Source organism: Burkholderia sp. Ac-20353 (assembly GCF_017104785.1).
GTDB lineage: Bacteria > Pseudomonadota > Gammaproteobacteria > Burkholderiales > Burkholderiaceae > Burkholderia.
The window spans coordinates 1-15,550 of the sequence record NZ_JAAGPL010000199.1 but is presented as its reverse complement, the minus strand read 5'-3'; the positions used below and the strand labels follow the sequence as shown (position 1 = coordinate 15,550).

Annotated in this window: 19 protein-coding genes, 1 tRNA gene and 1 pseudogene; 6 read left to right on the top strand and 15 right to left on the bottom strand. The window is 59.9% G+C overall.

What is annotated here, in order from left to right; all coding sequences use genetic code 11:
• A pseudogene (locus tag G3N94_RS42745) lies at positions 1–120 on the bottom strand (signal recognition particle-docking protein FtsY); the annotation flags it as partial.
• 220 nt (positions 121–340) lie between these two features.
• Here G3N94_RS42745 and rsmD point away from each other — a divergent pair.
• From rsmD to G3N94_RS33790, 5 genes are all read left to right on the top strand, one after another.
• Positions 341–955: a 16S rRNA (guanine(966)-N(2))-methyltransferase RsmD gene (gene rsmD / locus G3N94_RS33805; RefSeq protein ID WP_205798130.1), complete on the top strand. Its 615-nt coding sequence runs from the start codon at positions 341–343 to the stop codon at positions 953–955.
• A 39-nt stretch (positions 956–994) separates the two neighbouring features.
• On the top strand, positions 995–1,495 hold the full coding sequence (gene coaD, locus G3N94_RS33800) for a pantetheine-phosphate adenylyltransferase (protein ID WP_124601849.1): 501 nt from the start codon (positions 995–997) through the stop codon (positions 1,493–1,495).
• Between the two features lie 329 nt (positions 1,496–1,824).
• Positions 1,825–2,367 (top strand): hypothetical protein, encoded by a 543-nt coding sequence (locus G3N94_RS42740; protein ID WP_241022223.1) that lies wholly within the window; start codon positions 1,825–1,827, stop codon positions 2,365–2,367.
• Positions 2,364–2,681 carry a tyrosine-type recombinase/integrase gene (locus G3N94_RS42735; protein WP_241022222.1) on the top strand — a complete coding sequence of 106 codons (318 nt, stop codon included), beginning with the start codon at positions 2,364–2,366 and terminating at the stop codon, positions 2,679–2,681. The genes G3N94_RS42740 and G3N94_RS42735 overlap by 4 nt, the downstream gene beginning before the upstream one ends.
• Positions 2,682–2,698: 17 nt before the next feature.
• A complete protein-coding gene (locus tag G3N94_RS33790) occupies positions 2,699–3,604 on the top strand; it encodes an HNH endonuclease (protein ID WP_241022221.1) in 906 nt (301 codons plus the stop codon).
• A 317-nt stretch (positions 3,605–3,921) separates the two neighbouring features.
• On the opposite strand, the gene G3N94_RS33785 is transcribed toward G3N94_RS33790, so the two are convergent.
• From G3N94_RS33785 to G3N94_RS33760, 6 genes are all read right to left on the bottom strand, one after another.
• The gene (locus G3N94_RS33785) at positions 3,922–4,680 is read right to left on the bottom strand and encodes a hypothetical protein (protein ID WP_205798121.1); all 759 of its coding nucleotides are present in this window, start codon (positions 4,678–4,680) and stop codon (positions 3,922–3,924) included.
• On the bottom strand, positions 4,677–5,423 hold the full coding sequence (locus G3N94_RS33780) for a hypothetical protein (RefSeq protein ID WP_205798119.1): 747 nt from the start codon (positions 5,421–5,423) through the stop codon (positions 4,677–4,679). The genes G3N94_RS33785 and G3N94_RS33780 overlap by 4 nt, the downstream gene beginning before the upstream one ends.
• Positions 5,420–6,073 carry a hypothetical protein gene (locus G3N94_RS33775; RefSeq protein ID WP_205798117.1) on the bottom strand — a complete coding sequence of 218 codons (654 nt, stop codon included), beginning with the start codon at positions 6,071–6,073 and terminating at the stop codon, positions 5,420–5,422. Before G3N94_RS33775 ends, G3N94_RS33780 begins: the two co-directional genes overlap by 4 nt.
• Positions 6,074–6,154: 81 nt before the next feature.
• Entirely contained in the window at positions 6,155–6,526 is a 372-nt protein-coding gene (locus tag G3N94_RS33770) for a hypothetical protein (RefSeq protein WP_205798115.1), read from the bottom strand.
• Positions 6,510–7,220: a nucleotidyltransferase domain-containing protein gene (locus G3N94_RS33765; protein ID WP_205798113.1), complete on the bottom strand. Its 711-nt coding sequence runs from the start codon at positions 7,218–7,220 to the stop codon at positions 6,510–6,512. The genes G3N94_RS33770 and G3N94_RS33765 overlap by 17 nt, the downstream gene beginning before the upstream one ends.
• A complete protein-coding gene (locus G3N94_RS33760; protein WP_205798111.1) occupies positions 7,217–8,095 on the bottom strand; it encodes a pentapeptide repeat-containing protein in 879 nt (292 codons plus the stop codon). The genes G3N94_RS33765 and G3N94_RS33760 overlap by 4 nt, the downstream gene beginning before the upstream one ends.
• A 529-nt stretch (positions 8,096–8,624) precedes the next feature.
• Here G3N94_RS33760 and G3N94_RS33755 point away from each other — a divergent pair.
• Positions 8,625–8,891 (top strand): YfhL family 4Fe-4S dicluster ferredoxin, encoded by a 267-nt coding sequence (locus G3N94_RS33755; protein ID WP_205798109.1) that lies wholly within the window; start codon positions 8,625–8,627, stop codon positions 8,889–8,891.
• Positions 8,892–8,940: 49 nt separating this feature from the next.
• Here the strand turns inward: G3N94_RS33755 and hisC are convergent, their stop codons facing one another.
• The 8 genes from hisC to G3N94_RS33715 form a co-directional block, all read right to left on the bottom strand.
• Positions 8,941–10,008 carry a histidinol-phosphate transaminase gene (gene hisC / locus G3N94_RS33750; RefSeq protein ID WP_205798099.1) on the bottom strand — a complete coding sequence of 356 codons (1,068 nt, stop codon included), beginning with the start codon at positions 10,006–10,008 and terminating at the stop codon, positions 8,941–8,943.
• Between the two features lie 73 nt (positions 10,009–10,081).
• Positions 10,082–10,684 (bottom strand): aminoacyl-tRNA hydrolase, encoded by a 603-nt coding sequence (gene pth, locus G3N94_RS33745; RefSeq protein WP_205798097.1) that lies wholly within the window; start codon positions 10,682–10,684, stop codon positions 10,082–10,084.
• Between the two features lie 119 nt (positions 10,685–10,803).
• Positions 10,804–11,403, bottom strand: a complete 600-nt coding sequence (locus G3N94_RS33740; RefSeq protein WP_205798095.1) for a 50S ribosomal protein L25/general stress protein Ctc — start codon at positions 11,401–11,403, stop codon at positions 10,804–10,806.
• Between the two features lie 161 nt (positions 11,404–11,564).
• Complete coding sequence (locus G3N94_RS33735) at positions 11,565–12,527, bottom strand: ribose-phosphate pyrophosphokinase (RefSeq protein WP_205798123.1); 963 nt, start codon at positions 12,525–12,527, stop codon at positions 11,565–11,567.
• A gap of 45 nt (positions 12,528–12,572) precedes the next feature.
• Positions 12,573–12,649: transfer RNA gene (locus tag G3N94_RS33730), tRNA-Gln, on the bottom strand.
• A 52-nt stretch (positions 12,650–12,701) separates the two neighbouring features.
• Positions 12,702–13,583, bottom strand: coding sequence for a 4-(cytidine 5'-diphospho)-2-C-methyl-D-erythritol kinase (gene ispE, locus G3N94_RS33725; RefSeq protein WP_205798093.1), 882 nt, complete (start codon positions 13,581–13,583; stop codon positions 12,702–12,704).
• Positions 13,584–13,614: 31 nt separating this feature from the next.
• The gene (lolB, locus tag G3N94_RS33720) at positions 13,615–14,244 is read right to left on the bottom strand and encodes a lipoprotein insertase outer membrane protein LolB (RefSeq protein ID WP_205798091.1); all 630 of its coding nucleotides are present in this window, start codon (positions 14,242–14,244) and stop codon (positions 13,615–13,617) included.
• A partial coding sequence (locus tag G3N94_RS33715; RefSeq protein WP_205798089.1) for a tetratricopeptide repeat protein occupies positions 14,244–15,550 on the bottom strand: 1,307 nt, incomplete at its 5' end. The genes lolB and G3N94_RS33715, both read right to left, overlap by 1 nt.

The window sequence follows — 15,550 nt, the reverse complement described above, 5'->3', positions numbered from 1 at the left end:
GGACGCGTCGGCCGGGCGCGTGCCGGCGGGCTGCGCCTCCGGCTGCGGCGCGTCGGCCGGCAGCGATTCCGCGGGAGTCGGCTCCTGCGTTTTCTTGAATCGTTTGAAGAAACTGAACATGGTCTGGCGTCAGGAAGAGGGCAGGCCGCCGCTGGGCGCGCGGACTGTGTGCGGGCCGTCGCGCGAACCCGTGCGGGCACGGCGCGATAGCCGAAGCCTCGCATTTTATCAGGCACCCGCGCAGCGCTCGCGCCAGCTTGTGGCGCCGCTTGTGGTAACGTGCGCCTGTTTGGCGGTGCGCCCCGTGCGCGCCCGGTCCCTGTCGTTCATCTTCCTTCGTATGTCCCGTTCATCTTCCGGCCGCCCCGCGGCCTCCACCAGCCGCGGCAAGCCGCACACGATCCGCATCATCGGCGGCGACTGGAAACGCACGCCGCTCGCGGTGCTGGATCTCGACGGCCTGCGGCCGACGCCCGATCGCGTGCGCGAGACGCTGTTCAACTGGCTCGGCCAGGATCTCGGCGGGCAGCGCTGTCTCGACCTGTTTGCCGGCACCGGCGCACTCGGCTTCGAGGCTGCGTCACGCGGCGCGGCGAGCGTCGTGATGGTCGAGCGCCATCCGCGTGCGGCGCAGCAGCTGCGCGCGATCAAGGACAAGCTCGGCGCGCGTACCGTCGAGATCGCGGAGGCCGATGCGCTGCGTCTCGCGGCCGGGCTTACGCCGGGCGCGTTCGACGTCGTGTTCCTCGATCCTCCGTTCGGCGATCCGGCGGTGCTCGAGCGCGCGATCGCGCTGACCGCGCCGCTCGTCGCGCCGGGCGGCTTGCTATACGTCGAGACGGGTGCGGAGCTCGACCCGGCCGCGCACGATGCGCTTGCCGGCTGGCAGATTGCAAAGCATGGCAAGGCAGGCGCGGTGCACTATCATTTGCTGCGACGCGAAAATGATGAATAATGCGCGTTCCAAACGAGACGTGATGACAGGAGGAGCGACATGGTAGTCGCCGTGTATCCGGGTACGTTCGATCCGCTGACGCGCGGGCACGAGGATCTCGTGCGGCGGGCGTCGAGCATTTTTGATACGCTGGTCGTTGGCGTTGCCGACAGCCGCGCGAAAAAGCCGTTCTTCTCGCTGGAGGAGCGGCTGGAGATTGCGAACGAGGTGCTCGGCCATTACCCGAACGTGAAGGTGATGGGCTTCACCGGCCTCCTGAAGGATTTCGTTCGCACCAACAATGCTCGGGTGATCGTGCGCGGCCTGCGCGCAGTGTCCGATTTCGAATACGAGTTCCAGATGGCGGGGATGAACCGCTATCTGCTGCCGGACGTCGAGACGATGTTCATGACGCCGTCCGACCAGTACCAGTTCATTTCCGGAACGATCGTGCGCGAAATCGCCCAGTTGGGCGGAGATGTCAGCAAGTTCGTGTTCCCGTCGGTCGAGAAGTGGCTGACGGAAAAAGTGGCCTCGATGGGCCAGGGCCCGGCCGCGTGATGCGGCGCCGGCCGGTTTCTCCGCGAAACCGGCCGCTGGCCTGATGAAGTGAGATCAGTATGGCTTTGACGATTACCGACGAGTGCATCAATTTGCTGTTCTAGTTAATTTTTCGCGTCACCGTCCCATTAGGCTTTCCAGCATTTCCAATTGCCCGAAATCATGTTTTTGCAACTCAATTGTAATTCAGAGACAAAAACATAGCCACATTCAGTCAACGCAATGGCCGTTGGCAGGTGAAAGTAGTTCATAAGGATTTCCCGGCGCAATACAAATCGTTTTCAACTAAGGTAGAGGCTCAGATTTGGGCTCGTTACGTCGAAACCGCAATGGATGACGGAACGTGGGTCGAACCAGCAGGCACAACCGACATAACGCTCGGCAAGTTGCTGGAGCGCTACAAAGAGTCGGTTAGCCAGACAAAAGGCAGTCGTAGTAGTGAGGAATATCTAATCGGTAAAGTAACGCGGCACAATATCGCCGAGTACAGCATGCGTAACCTCACGACCAGCGTGCTTGCCGATTATCGGGACCAACGTCTCAAGGTGGCATCCAATTCAAGCGTCTGTCGTGAACTCGCGACCATCAGTGCGATTATCACGCGTGCGCAACGAGAATGGGGGCTCAGCGTAACCAATCCGACGAAGCTGGTGAAAAAGTTGAGACTTCTGCCGGGCAGAAGCCGCATATTGAAGCCTGTCGAAGTCGATCGCTTGTTGCATGAACTGAGCGCAGAGCGGCACGAATTGCGCAGCAAATGGCTTGTGCCGCTGGTCAAACTCGCACTCGAAACTGCGACGCGTCAGGGTGAATTGCTGTCTCCACTGTGGAAGCATGTTGACCTTGTACAACGCGTCGCATATTGGCAATGACAAAGAACGGCAAGGACCGACACGTACCGCTGAGTAGCGCAGCGATTGCGACTCTGAAGAATCTAGATCGCATTGATGACCGCGTTATCCCAATCAGTCAGAACGTTGTGCTTTGCGCATGGCCGAGAGCTTGCAGACGTACCGACATTGAAGATTTTCACGTCCACAATCTGCGCCATATGGCAACGACCCGGCTTGAGCAGAAATTGCCTAACGTCAATGAGCTAAGTGCCGTGACCGGACATAGCAACGAGCGGATGCTAAAGCGCTACTATCACACTACGCCGGAAGAACTTGCACGAAAGATCGGTTGATAACACGGGGACAAACTATGCCGATGCTATTTTGCAATATAGGTTGGGCGGAACACTATGACGGGATGCTAGGAGATGAGCCAAGGCGAGGGGGAGCATACAACGACGACAACGTTGGTCATGAAACCTGCAACTTCACCCATTTTCAAGGGAAGGTTTTCGGCTACGTCCAAGTGAGGGATGGAGGGCAGATTAGAATCGAAAGGCTTGGCGCAAGCAAGGCGGCCGAGTCGATCGAAGGCGTCACGGTTGTATGGACTGCCGGACCGGACGAGGGGGGGACTGCGGTAGTTGGCTGGTATACGAACGCAACCGTGTATCGCAATCAGCAGCTGTTTAGTCCCCGCTCTAAGAAGCACGAAACAAACAACATCGGCGTCTATCGTATCGTTGCCGATGCGGAAGATGCAGTGCTGCTGCCTATTGACGACCGTTACGACCTGATGATCCCGCGCGGTAAAGGCGGGATCGGGCAGAGCCCAATCTGGTACGCAGATAAACCGGAAAGCAGGGGAACGGTCGAGATGGTAGCCGCGTACATCAACGACCGCTCCCTTCCACTCACTGACGTTGACGATCAGCAAAGTGCGCTGGAGGGGGATAAGCGATTAGTTACGCATCTGCGACGTGAGCGTAGGCGTCACATAGTGGAGAAGAAGAAGCGCGAGGTAATACAAGCGACTGGGCGGTTGTGCTGCGAGGCGTGTGGCTTCGATTTCAAGGAATTCTATGGACCACTCGGCTCGCGCTTCTGCGAGGTACATCACCGTGTACCACTTCACAAAGCCGAGGGGCTTGTCGAGACGATATTAGATGATCTCGCCATTATGTGCTCGAACTGCCATCGGATCATTCACCGTAGCAATCCCATGCTCTCGGTAGAGGGGCTGGCGCGGTATATCAAGCAACGCAGAAGGTCATAGCCTCACTCGCGTAAGGAATGAAAGGCCGTAATTCGTAGCCTTTATGGCATCCAGCGGTCTGTTACTCTGCTTCGAACATGTCAACCGCATCCTGAAAATGTAGAAGCGATACTAACATGTTTCAGCGAACGAACTTTCTAAAAAGCTCGGTTGAGAATAGGGGGAGAGTCTCGGGATTCGACTGTGTACCGCATACACAACGAATCACGGGGGAATAGTTGAGAGATCGAACGCCAGCGGGTTTGAGCCGCTCCGATAGCTATATCGCCTTGATTCGGCACGCTCAAGTCTTTGGTGTGATCAAAATGCCTTTACGCTTATGCAAAGTCCTTACCGCCGAAATAGTCCTTGAGCGCTGCGATGATCTGCGCTCCCAGTTTGAGGGCCTCGCTTGCCTGTTCAGGATTGACTGTTTGCGCGTGCATCGCAGCATTGCAGACTGCAAGGACGTTCCGCAACGGTGATCGCAAGTAGGCCAGGGTGGTTTCCTCTCTAACCAGCATATCGAACATCTTGTCGATAGATTGAAACCTACGTTGTTCCAGCGAAGAGATGCCGCCATCCGATGAATCAAGCCGACGACCAAGGATGGTGCGAAGAAGGCGTTCAATATCGATTCGGACCTTGGCGAGCGCATACGTGACATCGTCCGACTGCAGTTCCGCCTCCACATCATCGGCTCGCTGTCTGCCGGGGTCCTTCAGATTTTCCTCAACCTTCTCCTGCTGTCGCCTGAGTTCATCAGCGCCTGGCAGGTGCACGTTGATGTGCTGGCTAATCGCGTTCGTGCTGATAACCGAAACAGTATTGCGAACTTCGTTCTTAAACTCGCGAAGCTCTTCCTTCACGGCAGTGGTTTCCTCTTTCGCCTCCTTGATTTCTCGCTCTAACTCGATTAGCGAGCCGATCTTGATCTTGCTAAAGAAGGGCAGAAAAATAAAGAAAAGGGTGAGGCCGACGGAAAGCGCATCACCGATAAGAATATCTCCCTTTGGCGGAAAGCCGGCCTTCGCAACAAAGCCGATGCCGAAGTAAAGCGCCACGATCCAAGAGGGGACTGTGAGCCACCAGTTCATAGTCTTGAGTTCAACAAAACGTTGTTTACGAGATCAGTGATTAAGTCCTCGGCTTGCGCTGAAGTGAAGACCACTGCAGACGGATGCGCGGCTGTGTTTCTCCGGTCAAGTCGTTCTTGAAGTATCTTGTATATGGACTTGTCGACGATGGAGGCGGTCCGACAGACGTCGATCACTTGTCGCTCACCATATTCCTGGAAGTCGGTGCGCTTGATGATCTCCGGTAGTTTCGGATGGACCTTCGTTCTATTTGCGTTGAAGGCCGTCAAGTGAGCGTCGAAGATCCGGTCGCACAAGTGTGAGTAAGCCAAATTCCAGCCCATCACGATTGCTGCGCGATGGGCATTACCGTTGTAGCAGGCAATCGTTTCGTCGAGGAAGGTCTGTTGATCTTTATTCGTAACGGACGATAGCAGACCAGTCAGTAACGAATTCACCGCGGTGTTGGTTTTGCGACCGACAAGCCTGCCAACTTGTTCGCGTACCGCCGCAGACAGTCGGTAACCCTGCCCATCCTTCAGCATTCGAGCAGGTCGCTCCGTTGACAGCCGATGCACGATGGAGTGGATGTTGCTTGGCTTCGACTCGTGGACCGCCTCGAAGCACCTCAATAGATCGGTGGGGCCGAATTTAGGCTTGCCACCGTTCTCGTGCAAATACCACCCAAAGATTTCAACCTTATCTGTGAAGCTCTTCACGCGAAAGCCGTTAATTCGACTCACGAACTCCAGAAGATCGCTCACTGACCGTTGCCCATCTTTGTTGTTACGAAACCCTCGCCGACGTGGTTTATGGCGTAGTGACCTTTCTCAGCACCTTTGCTGAATCGCTTGTCACGAGTCGCCGCAAGCTCTCTCATCGGCTGGACGGGGTTAGTCGGCAGCGCCCACCCCATTACCTTATATGCGGTGTACATATGGTCGATGCTGACCTCGCTGACTTTCTTGTGAGTCTTTAGCCAGAACGCTGCGCAGAGGTACTTCTGCATATCGTTCTTCGGCTCCTTTTGCTCGACGAATTCTGCGAAGGTAGGCTTCTCGTCATCAAATCTGATGTCCACAAGGCTCGGCGCTGCCATCTTCGGCGGCTTTCTCTGCTTTTTGGGTGCGGGAGGAACTGAGATTGTGGGCTCTTCTTCCTGTTCTATCTCATCGACCTGGTCAAGGTCGTCCGACGGCTCACCAGAGTCATCCATTACGACCTCGGCAACGCTTCTTGTCGTGCCGAGGCGTTGCTGCGGTCGTGGAGCGGCCACAACTGGCGCTCGGGAAAGAGCTGCGGTGATGCTCTTGAGGCTTTCCTGCAGCGACATGTCGCTGCCTTCCAGTTCGAACTCGATGATCCGAACTTTCATCTTTCCGTTCTGATCGACCTTTGGCGGCTGCTTTCCCATCGCATCCCCTCACATGGACATGATCCCCAAATACTACATGTGTTATGGCACGTCTTGTGACGCAACATAAGGCAACGTGCGTCACCGGTGGCTGTATGACCGCGTTGGTTCTAAAGGACGGCCGAAGTTATCGCCGCGCTCGATCGCCGGCACGCGAAGTTCGTCGATAATTTTTTGAAGCGCACCTCTGGCTCTCTCAAGCGTCATGGCGTCCCGCAGGTAGTCGTCCTCAAAGACCTCACGGCTCTTGTCGGATTCAATGCGACACCGGATCGATATCTCGTGCAAGCACATCGGGAGCGAGTCGTCTCTTGTCAGTCCGACTTTGGACACCCAGAGGGCTATTGCTGATTCTGAGAGACCAAGTAACGGTGCAGGCCATGCGCGTGCGCGATTGACTTCGCGCAAAACGCTGCGTTCGAATCGCACCTTTTCTTTAAAGGACAGTTTCATTGCGTTCGTCCAATGTCCATGCTGCAACAGACCGAATCCAGCGTAGCGCCCGTTCCCCGAGGTCATTGGCACGTCTTCGATCAAGGTCAGGGGCTGGAGCACCGCGGGTGACCGAATGGCGAGCGGCGATCATTAGCACATATTCGTCGTCGCTCAGCGGGAACGGAATGCTAGGGATGGCGACCTGCATGGGAGACTGCGGACCGAAAATCGGTGCGTTACTTACCCGCGTCGATGCGATCAAGGCGACGTTCCGGCAGCAGACATACAAGATGCCACTCTCGTAGATGACGGTCGACTCTGGGTCTCGCAGCGAAGCCGCAGCCTCGGTCGCGATTTCCAGCAGTTCCATTATGTCTTTTCTTGTGCCGACATAACGTGCAGGCCTGCCGAGCGATTCGACGAAACTTCCAGCGGCGTCAGACCACACAGGCTTGGATTCGAGGTACAAGTGCCAAGCGAAAAGATGACCGGTCTCAAACATTTCGCGGAGCCGCCGCTCGCTGTAGAGCGAAATATCACTTTTGTTCGCCCGGAGCAGGTCGGAAATCCGAGTGTCCGCCTGCGATTGATCGCCTGCTCGCGAAGTATCGACGACGTATAGAACATCTAGGTCACTCGCAGCTCCGTCATCGCCACGAGCGTGAGAACCAAAGAGGCGAATTTCTCGCACATAGGCTGTCTGTAAGCTCATCGATGCGACAGAAAGCGAAAAATCATGTTAGTGAAAAGACCCAATGAGACATAGCGAAATGTCGCGATCGCTACAGCGAGCCCATCTGGGATTTTTTCGTCGAATCTCACCGGGGCGTCGAGAAAGATATAAGTCGCCACGAGAATTCCGCGCCACGCGAGATGCAGATTTTGACCCAGCGACTGAGCCAAGTCGACACCCGAACCAAGGATGAAAACAAGCAACCCGAGCGCAACTACGGTGACAAGCATTGAGCGAATAAAGCGCCATGGATGTTCGCCGTGGCCCCAGAACCACCAGTCGCAGGTCAACCAGAGAGACCGCAGAAGGTGGCCTACCCGTTCCCACGGCGTGTATTTGTCAACGTACCATTGGGTTTTGCCGATCGCCGCTTCCAGATGGAACTGCCGCTCTGCCCTCAATTCCTCGCGAACGATCAGCCGCGTTGCGCGGACGTCGCCAAGACTCTCGGCATTTACGCGAGCTGCAGTCATAAAGTCCCTTCGCAAGTTCGGACGGGCGGGCGCGCTCGCGATAAGCTCCTTCGCTTCCAAGTGAGTCTCGAAAAACTGCGCATAGTCGAACTTGCACTGGGAAAACACGACGCCGCGAAAGTTCGACCGGCTACATTTAATCGCCCTGAAATCGCACTCCTCGAAAGTAGCGTCGCGGAAATACGCATCCTCGAATTCGCAAAAGGAAAAGTCGCAGTTTTTAAAGTGGACTTTTGCGGCCGACACGTGCTTGAACTTGACGTGCTGGTATTTCCCGTCGGTAACGGTGCCAGAGAACTTCACGCCCTCCTCTCGCCGGATCGGAAAGACGGAATATTGCGCGAGAGGCTCAGTCCGGTCGGAGTGGGTCTGATCGTTCATGGGCGGGAGTCGGGACGACGAGACAGGGGGCAGATTACAGCTGACGCGCTAGTTTAACGTACAGGACGTCGTCGCACGGCCACGGTGAGATATTGTTGTTTTGGACCGCAGCGTTAGCGCGACAATTAAAGGGGGACAGGTTTCTCATTTTGTAGCGCCGAGCCCCCTCGACGTGTCGACATAACCGACAATTTGAGATGAAGCGACGTACGCTGCATGTTGCCGGACTCATGTTAGGGCTGGATCATTTCAATTTCGAGTCATTGGCGATCGGGGCGATCAAGCTGATTTCCGAGCCCATCGAAATCGCACCGTTCGGGCACTCAGGCTCGCATACGTCGCAATTGTGCTGAAACGTCTTGCAGCTCATGGCTAGGCATGCTATCTGAACTTTGCGCGCTGCAAAATCTGCAACACCTGTGCAACTCAGCCGCAACTCAAAAGCATGGATTTCAGGGAATTTTGCACGACCGTGTGGAAGGCTGAAAAGCTATAATGTATTGTTTTTTCTAGGAAAGCTGGTGGAAGTATGGCTTTGACGATTACCGACGAGTGCATCAATTGTGACGTGTGCGAGCCCGAGTGCCCGAACGGCGCAATTTCGATGGGCCCGGAAATCTATGTGATCGATCCCCGCAAGTGCACCGAGTGCGTCGGCCATTTCGACGAGCCGCAGTGCCAGCAGGTGTGTCCGGTCGAATGCATCCCGCGCGATCCGCAGCACGTGGAAACGCACGAGCAGTTGATGGAGAAGTACCACGCGTTGATCGCCGCGAAGGACGACGACGCGTCGTGATGTGATAGCGGCCGGGCGGCAAGCGCCGCCCGCACCGTTTCCGGCTTTCTCAGCCCAGCAGGTCGCGCAGCGCCGCGACGAACGTGTCGCATTCGGCGTCGGTGCCGACGGTGATACGCAGATGCTGGTCGATCCGCGGCAGCTTGAAGTGCCGCACGAAAATCTCCCGTTCCTTCAGCCGCGCTGCGAGCGTGGCCGCATCGTATGCCGGGTGGCGCGCGAACACGAAGTTCGCGGCCGACGGCACGACGTCGAATCCCGATTCCTCGAGCGCCTGCGTGAGCCGCGTGCGGCTGTCGATCACGCGCTGGCAGGTCGCGTCGAAGTAGGCGTCGTCTTCATACGCCGCTTGCGCGGCGACCTGCGCGAGCCGGTCGAGCGGGTACGAGTTGAAGCTGTCCTTCACGCGGTTGAGTGCTTCGATCAGCGCGGCGTCGCCGAACGCGAAACCGACCCGCATCCCGGCGAGCGAGCGCGCCTTCGACGTCGTATGGACGACAAGCAGGTTCGGGTAGCGGTCGATCAGCGAGATCGCCGACTGTGCGCCGAAGTCCACGTAGGCCTCGTCGATCACGACCGGCGACGACGGATTCGCGGCCGCGATCCGCTCGACGTCCGCGAGCGGCAGCGCGCGCCCGGTCGGCGCGTTCGGGTTCGGGAACAGCACGCCGCCCGCATCGTCGAGGTAGTCGTCGACGCGGATCGAGAAGTCGTCGGCGAGCGGCAGCGCGTCGTAGTGCACGCCGTACAGGCGCGCGTAGGTCGGGTAGAAGCTGTACGTGATGTCGGGGAAGCGCAGCGGCCGGTCGTGCTTGAGCAGCGCGTGGAACGTATGCGCGAGCACCTCGTCGGAGCCGTTGCCGGCGAACACCTGTTCGGGCGCGATGCGGTGATGGGCGGCGACCGTCTCGCGCAGCTTGCGCGCGAGCGGATCGGGATAGCGGCGCAGCGTGTCGCCGGCGTCGCCGAGTTCGTGCGCGATCGCCGCGACGACGCGTGGCGACGGCGGATAGGGATTCTCGTTGGTGTTCAGCTTGACCGGGTGCGCGAGCGCGGGCTGTTCGCCCGGCACGTAGGGCACGAGTTGCTGAACGACGTCGCTCCAGTAACGGCTCACCGCTAGGCTCCTCACGAAGTAAAACGACAAGATTACCTCATGCGCGGCAAAGCGGTGCGGCCAAGCGGTGCGGTCAGTCGTTGCGATGCAGCAGCATCGTCGCGCGGTCGAGCTCGCCCTTGACGACCATCGGCATCACGGCGAGCGCACGTTCGATCGACGCGTCGATCACGTCCTGCTCTTCGCGGCGCGGCGGCTTCAGCACGAAATTCGCGACGTCCGGCTTCGCGCCGGCGCGCGCGCTCTCGGGGATCAGGTCGCGCGGATGGCCGATGCCGATCCGCAACCGCCAGTACTGCTGCGTCGACAGGTGCGCGGAGATGTCCTTGAGCCCGTTGTGGCCGCCGCTGCCGCCGCCGCGCTTCAGCTTGACGGTGCCGGGCGGCAGGTCGAGTTCGTCGTGCGCGACGAGGATCTGGTCCGGCAGGATCTTGAAGAATTGCGCGAGCGCGACGACCGACTGGCCTGAGCGGTTCATGTACGTCTGCGGCTCGAGCAGGTGGACTTCCTCGCCGTGCAGGCGCGCCTTCGCGTAAAAGCCGTGGAAGCGGCGCTCGTCGCGCAGCGTGGCGCCCGCTTCGCGGGCCAGCTGGTCGACCAGCCAGAAGCCGGCGTTGTGGCGCGTCGCGGTGTATTCCGCCCCGGGATTGCCGAGGCCGACGATCAGTTTGATCATGACGTTTCGAAGGCGGCACCGGGCCGCCTGGGCGCAAAAAAAGAAAAACCCGCCGGGCAAGCCGCGGCGGGTTGCGTCGACCGTTTCGGAAAACGGATCGAAATGGCGCTTAGGCAGCCTTAGGCAGCCGGCGTTTCGCCTTCAGCCGCCACGGCGCCAGCCGGCAGGGCTGCCGACGCGACGACCGGGTTTTCAGCTTCGACGTGCGAGGTCAGCGCGACGCCCTTCGGCAGCGTGACGTCCTTCGCGTGCAGCGACTGGCCAGCTTCGATCTTCGACAGGTCGAGTTCGACGAATTCCGGCAGGTCGACCGGCAGGCACTCGACTTCGATTTCCGTCACGACGTGCGCGATGATCGCGCTCGACAGCTTCACGGCCGGGCTGACTTCAGCGTTCACGAAGTGAACCGGCACTTTCGTGTGCAGCTTCTTCTTCGCGTCGACGCGCTGGAAGTCCACGTGCAGCACGAGTTGCTTGAACGGGTGGTATTGCACGTCGCGCAGCAGGACTTGCTGCGACTGGCCGGCCACTTCGAGGTCGAGGATCGACGAGTGGAAGGCTTCCTTCTTCAGCGCGTGCCACAGTGCGTTGTGATCGAGTTCGATCATTTGCGGCGCTGCTTCACCACCGTAGACGATACCCGTGGTCTTGCCGGCGTTGCGCAGGCGGCGGCTCGCACCCGTACCTTGCAGTTGGCGCTCGAAAGCGACGATTTTCATGTGTTTCTCCATTTGCTGCCCGCGACCAGGCAGTAAAACGGGGCCGTCGACAGCGCGGCCCCCGATAAAACGGCCGGGGTTTCGTAAGTCCCGGCCGATTGTGCAAAAAGCGAAGCGTTGCCGCTTCGCTTTCTACGCATGCTTGACTTGTCGGTATCCGATCAGGATTCCGCGAACAGCGACATCACCGAATCGCCGCGGCGGATCCGCGAGAACGTCTCGGCCAGCAGGCTCGCGCTCGTCAGCGAACGGATCTTCGAGCACGACAGCGATTCTGCGGACAGCGGGATCGTGTCGGTGACGACCAGTTCGTCGAGCGCCGATGCGGCGATGCGCTCGGCGGCGCCGCCCGACAGCACGGGGTGCGTCGCATACGCGAACACCTGCTTCGCGCCGCGGTCCTTCAGCACTTGCGCTGCCTTGCAGAGCGTGCCGGCGGTGTCGACCATGTCGTCCATGATCACGCAGGTACGGCCTTCGACTTCACCGATGATGTTCATCACTTCAGCGACGTTCGCCTTCGGGCGACGCTTGTCGATGATCGCGAGATCGCAGTTGAGCTGCTTCGCGAGCGCACGGGCGCGCACCACGCCGCCGACGTCCGGGGACACGACGAGCAGATCCGAGTAGTTCTGCTTGCGCAGGTCGCCCAGCAGGATCGGCGTTGCGTAGATGTTGTCGACCGGGATGTCGAAGAAGCCCTGAATCTGGTCGGCGTGCAGATCCATCGTGATGATCCGCTCGACGCCGGCGATTTCCAGCATGTTCGCGATGACCTTCGCCGAGATCGCGACGCGCGCCGAACGCGGGCGTCGATCCTGGCGGGCATAGCCGAAGTAGGGGATGGCTGCGGTGATCCGGCCTGCGGATGCGCGCTTCAGCGCATCGACCATGATCATCAGTTCCATCAGGTTGTCGTTGGTCGGCGCGCACGTGGATTGCAGGACGAAGACGTCCTTGCCGCGCACGTTTTCCTGGATCTCGACCTGGATCTCGCCGTCGGAGAAACGGCTGACCATTGCCTTGCCGAGGGGAATACCAAGGATATTGACGACTTCCTGAGCAAGCGCGGGATTCGCGTTACCAGTAAAGACCATCAGGCCGTCATGGGCGTGGCTGCTCATCATGCACCTGCTTCGGGCTTGGGCGGGAAAATGCGGGAAAATTTTTGGCAGGGGAGGAAGGACTCGAACCCTCGCATGCCGGAATCAAAATCCGGTGCCTTGACCAACTTGGCGACTCCCCTACACTCAACTGAAACTTCATCGGACTTGTAGGCCATCCGATAAAGCAAAACTTCATGACGCGAAAGTGAAGAGCGGATGCTCGTTCAGACTCTCGGCAACTTCGCCATTCCAACCGGCGGGCAGTTTGGCTTTCACCGCTTCTGCCTCGTGTTTGCTGCGAAACACCGCAAACACGCTAGCTCCAGAGCCGGTCATCCTCGCGGGGGTCACATCATACAACCATTTGACCACCTGCGCAACTTCCGCGTACTTACTTGTCACAACTTGCTGCATATCATTCCGACCGAAACTATCTGGCCATCCTGCGTCGCTGCTTTGTCGTGCAAGAAAGTCTGTAATTGTGACGGGCTTTGAATCTCTTGTCAACAACTTATCTGAAAATATTTCAGCAGTCGGGACATGAACGCTTGGCGTCACAACCAGGAACCAGCGAGTCGGCAATTCTACCTCAGCTAATTCTTCTCCGATACCCTCTGCGAACGCATTTTTTCCAAAAATAAAAAATGGCACGTCGGCGCCGAGTTTTACCGCGAGCGATTGCAGTTCCGCGCGCGGCAGATTCAGCGCCCACAGACGGTTCAGCGCGAGCAGCGTCGTCGCCGCATCGGAGCTGCCGCCGCCGAGGCCCGCGCCCATCGGCAGGCGCTTGTCGATCTCGATGTCGACGCCGGCCGCCGTACCTGTGTGCGCTTTCAGCAGGTTCGCCGCGCGCACGACGAGATCGCTTTCCTCGGGCACGCCGGGCACGTCGGTCGCGCGCGCGACCTTGCCGTCGTCGCGCAGCGTGAAGTGCAGCGTATCGCCCCAGTTCAGCAGCTGGAACACGCTCTGCAGGTCGTGATAGCCGTTCGGCCGGCGGCCGGTGATGTGCAGGAACAGGTTGAGTTTCGCGGGCGCAAGGCAGTTGCGCAGCGAGCGGGTCGAGTCGGTCATGCTGGTGTCTGGTCGGGCAGGGTGCGCGTGCTCACTGGTCGAGCACGAGCTTGATGTCGAGCGGCGGCGTGGCGCGCACGAGGTTCACGCGTTTGACGCCGGTGGCCGGCGCATCCGCATAGGCGATGTAGTCGATCGTCCAGCCATCCTGGCGGATCTGCTTGATGCGCGTGCCGTCGTCGGGATCGCGTACCGTCTGCGCGGGCGTCGCGGGCGCGGGCGTCGGCTGCAGCCAGTAGCGCAGGCCCGCGAGCGGCAGCGCGAAGCCGAGCGTGTTCTGCATCAGCTCGCCGACATCCGCCGCGAATTTCGGCTGACGGTTCGGCAGTTCGAGCGACGCCTCGCGCGGCGACGACCTGACGACGGCAAGTGTCTGGCCGAGCGGGCTGCGCAGTTCGAGCGACACGTCGTCGCCGTGCTCCTGCCAGTCGAAGTTGCCGTACACGTTCTGCGGCTTGCCGAGGCGGTCGCTGTACTGCACCGCGAAGCGGCCGTGATAGGCGTGCGTCGCGGCGGTCTGCAGCGCGTCGGCGGACGGCGCGCTCGCCGACGGCGGCGTGCTTGCGCAGCCGGCAAGCGCGAACGCCGCAGCGGCCGCGGCGGTTGCAGTAGCACCGCGCGCCGCACGGGAGGACAGGTAAAACATCCGGAACACCTGCATCAGAGACCGTTCACCTGGAGGCGCTTGAGCGTCTGCACGAGCGTGTCGTTGTCCGGCTCGAGCTTCTGCGCCGCACGCCACGCGGAACGCGCCTCGTCCTGCGCGCCGGTCCGCCACAGCACCTCGCCGAGATGCGCGCCGATTTCGGCGTTCGGCTGCAGGTCGTATGCGCGCCGCAGGATCGTCGTCGCGCCGGCCGTGTCGCCCATCCGGTACTTCACCCAGCCGAGGCTGTCCATGATGTACGCGTCGTTCGGCGCGAGCGCGATCGCTTTCTCGATCAGCTTGCTGGCCTCCGGCAGGCGCTGGTTGCGGTCGGCAAGCGAATAGCCGAGCGCGTTGTACGCCTGCGGGTTGTCGGGCTGCGTGCGGATCAGCTCGCGCAGCTGCTTTTCCATCGTCGTGTAGTGGCCGGTCTTCTCGGCCGCCATCGCATAGTCGTAGCGCAGGTCCGGATCTTCCGGGAAATCGTCGACTGCGCGCGACAGGCGCGATTCCGCTTCGTTGTAGCGCTTCGCGGTGAAAAGGATCGACGCGTCGGTGCGCGCGATCACGGCCGCATCGCGCGGATCGGTGACCGACAGGTTGTCGAGCACCTTGCGCGCTTCGTCGGTCTTGCCCTGCTTCTGCAGCAGCTGCGCACGCGTGATCTGCGCGGGCAGGTAGTGCTGGCTCGTCTGGTCGACCTTGTCGAGCCATTGCGACGCCTGCGCGTCGTTGCCCTGGTCGATCGCGATCTGCGCGAGGTAGATGTAGCCCTGGCCGACGTCGAGATCGGGCTGCTTGTCGCCGAGATGCACGTACTGCTTCAGGTAGCCCGTCGCGTCGTCGAGTTTCTTCTGCTGGATCTTGATCAGCGCGAGCGCCATCAACGGCGTCGGATCCTTCGCGTCGAGCTTGCGCATCGTCTCGAACTGCTTCTGCGCATCGTCGAGGCGTTCGTCGGCGAGATACAGCTGCGACAGGGCGAGCCGCGCATCGCGCGACTTCGGATTCTGCTGAACATATTTCTCGAACGACGTGATGCCTGCCGCGCGCTCCGCCGGGCCCATCTGCGACAGCATCAGCGCCGCCGGCAGGTAGTCGGGCCGGATCTGCAGCGCCTGCTTCAGCGACTGCGCGGCGCCGTCCTTGTCGTCGACCGCGATCTGCTGCCGGGCGATCGCGAGCTGCGCCTCGGGGCGGCGCATGTCGTTCTTCAGCATGTCCTTCAGCACCGCGAGGCCGCCGACGCGGTCGGCGCCGCGTGCGAGCAGCGCCTGCAGCGCGAGGATCGCGGGGCCGCGCGAGTCGCCGGTCGCGCGCG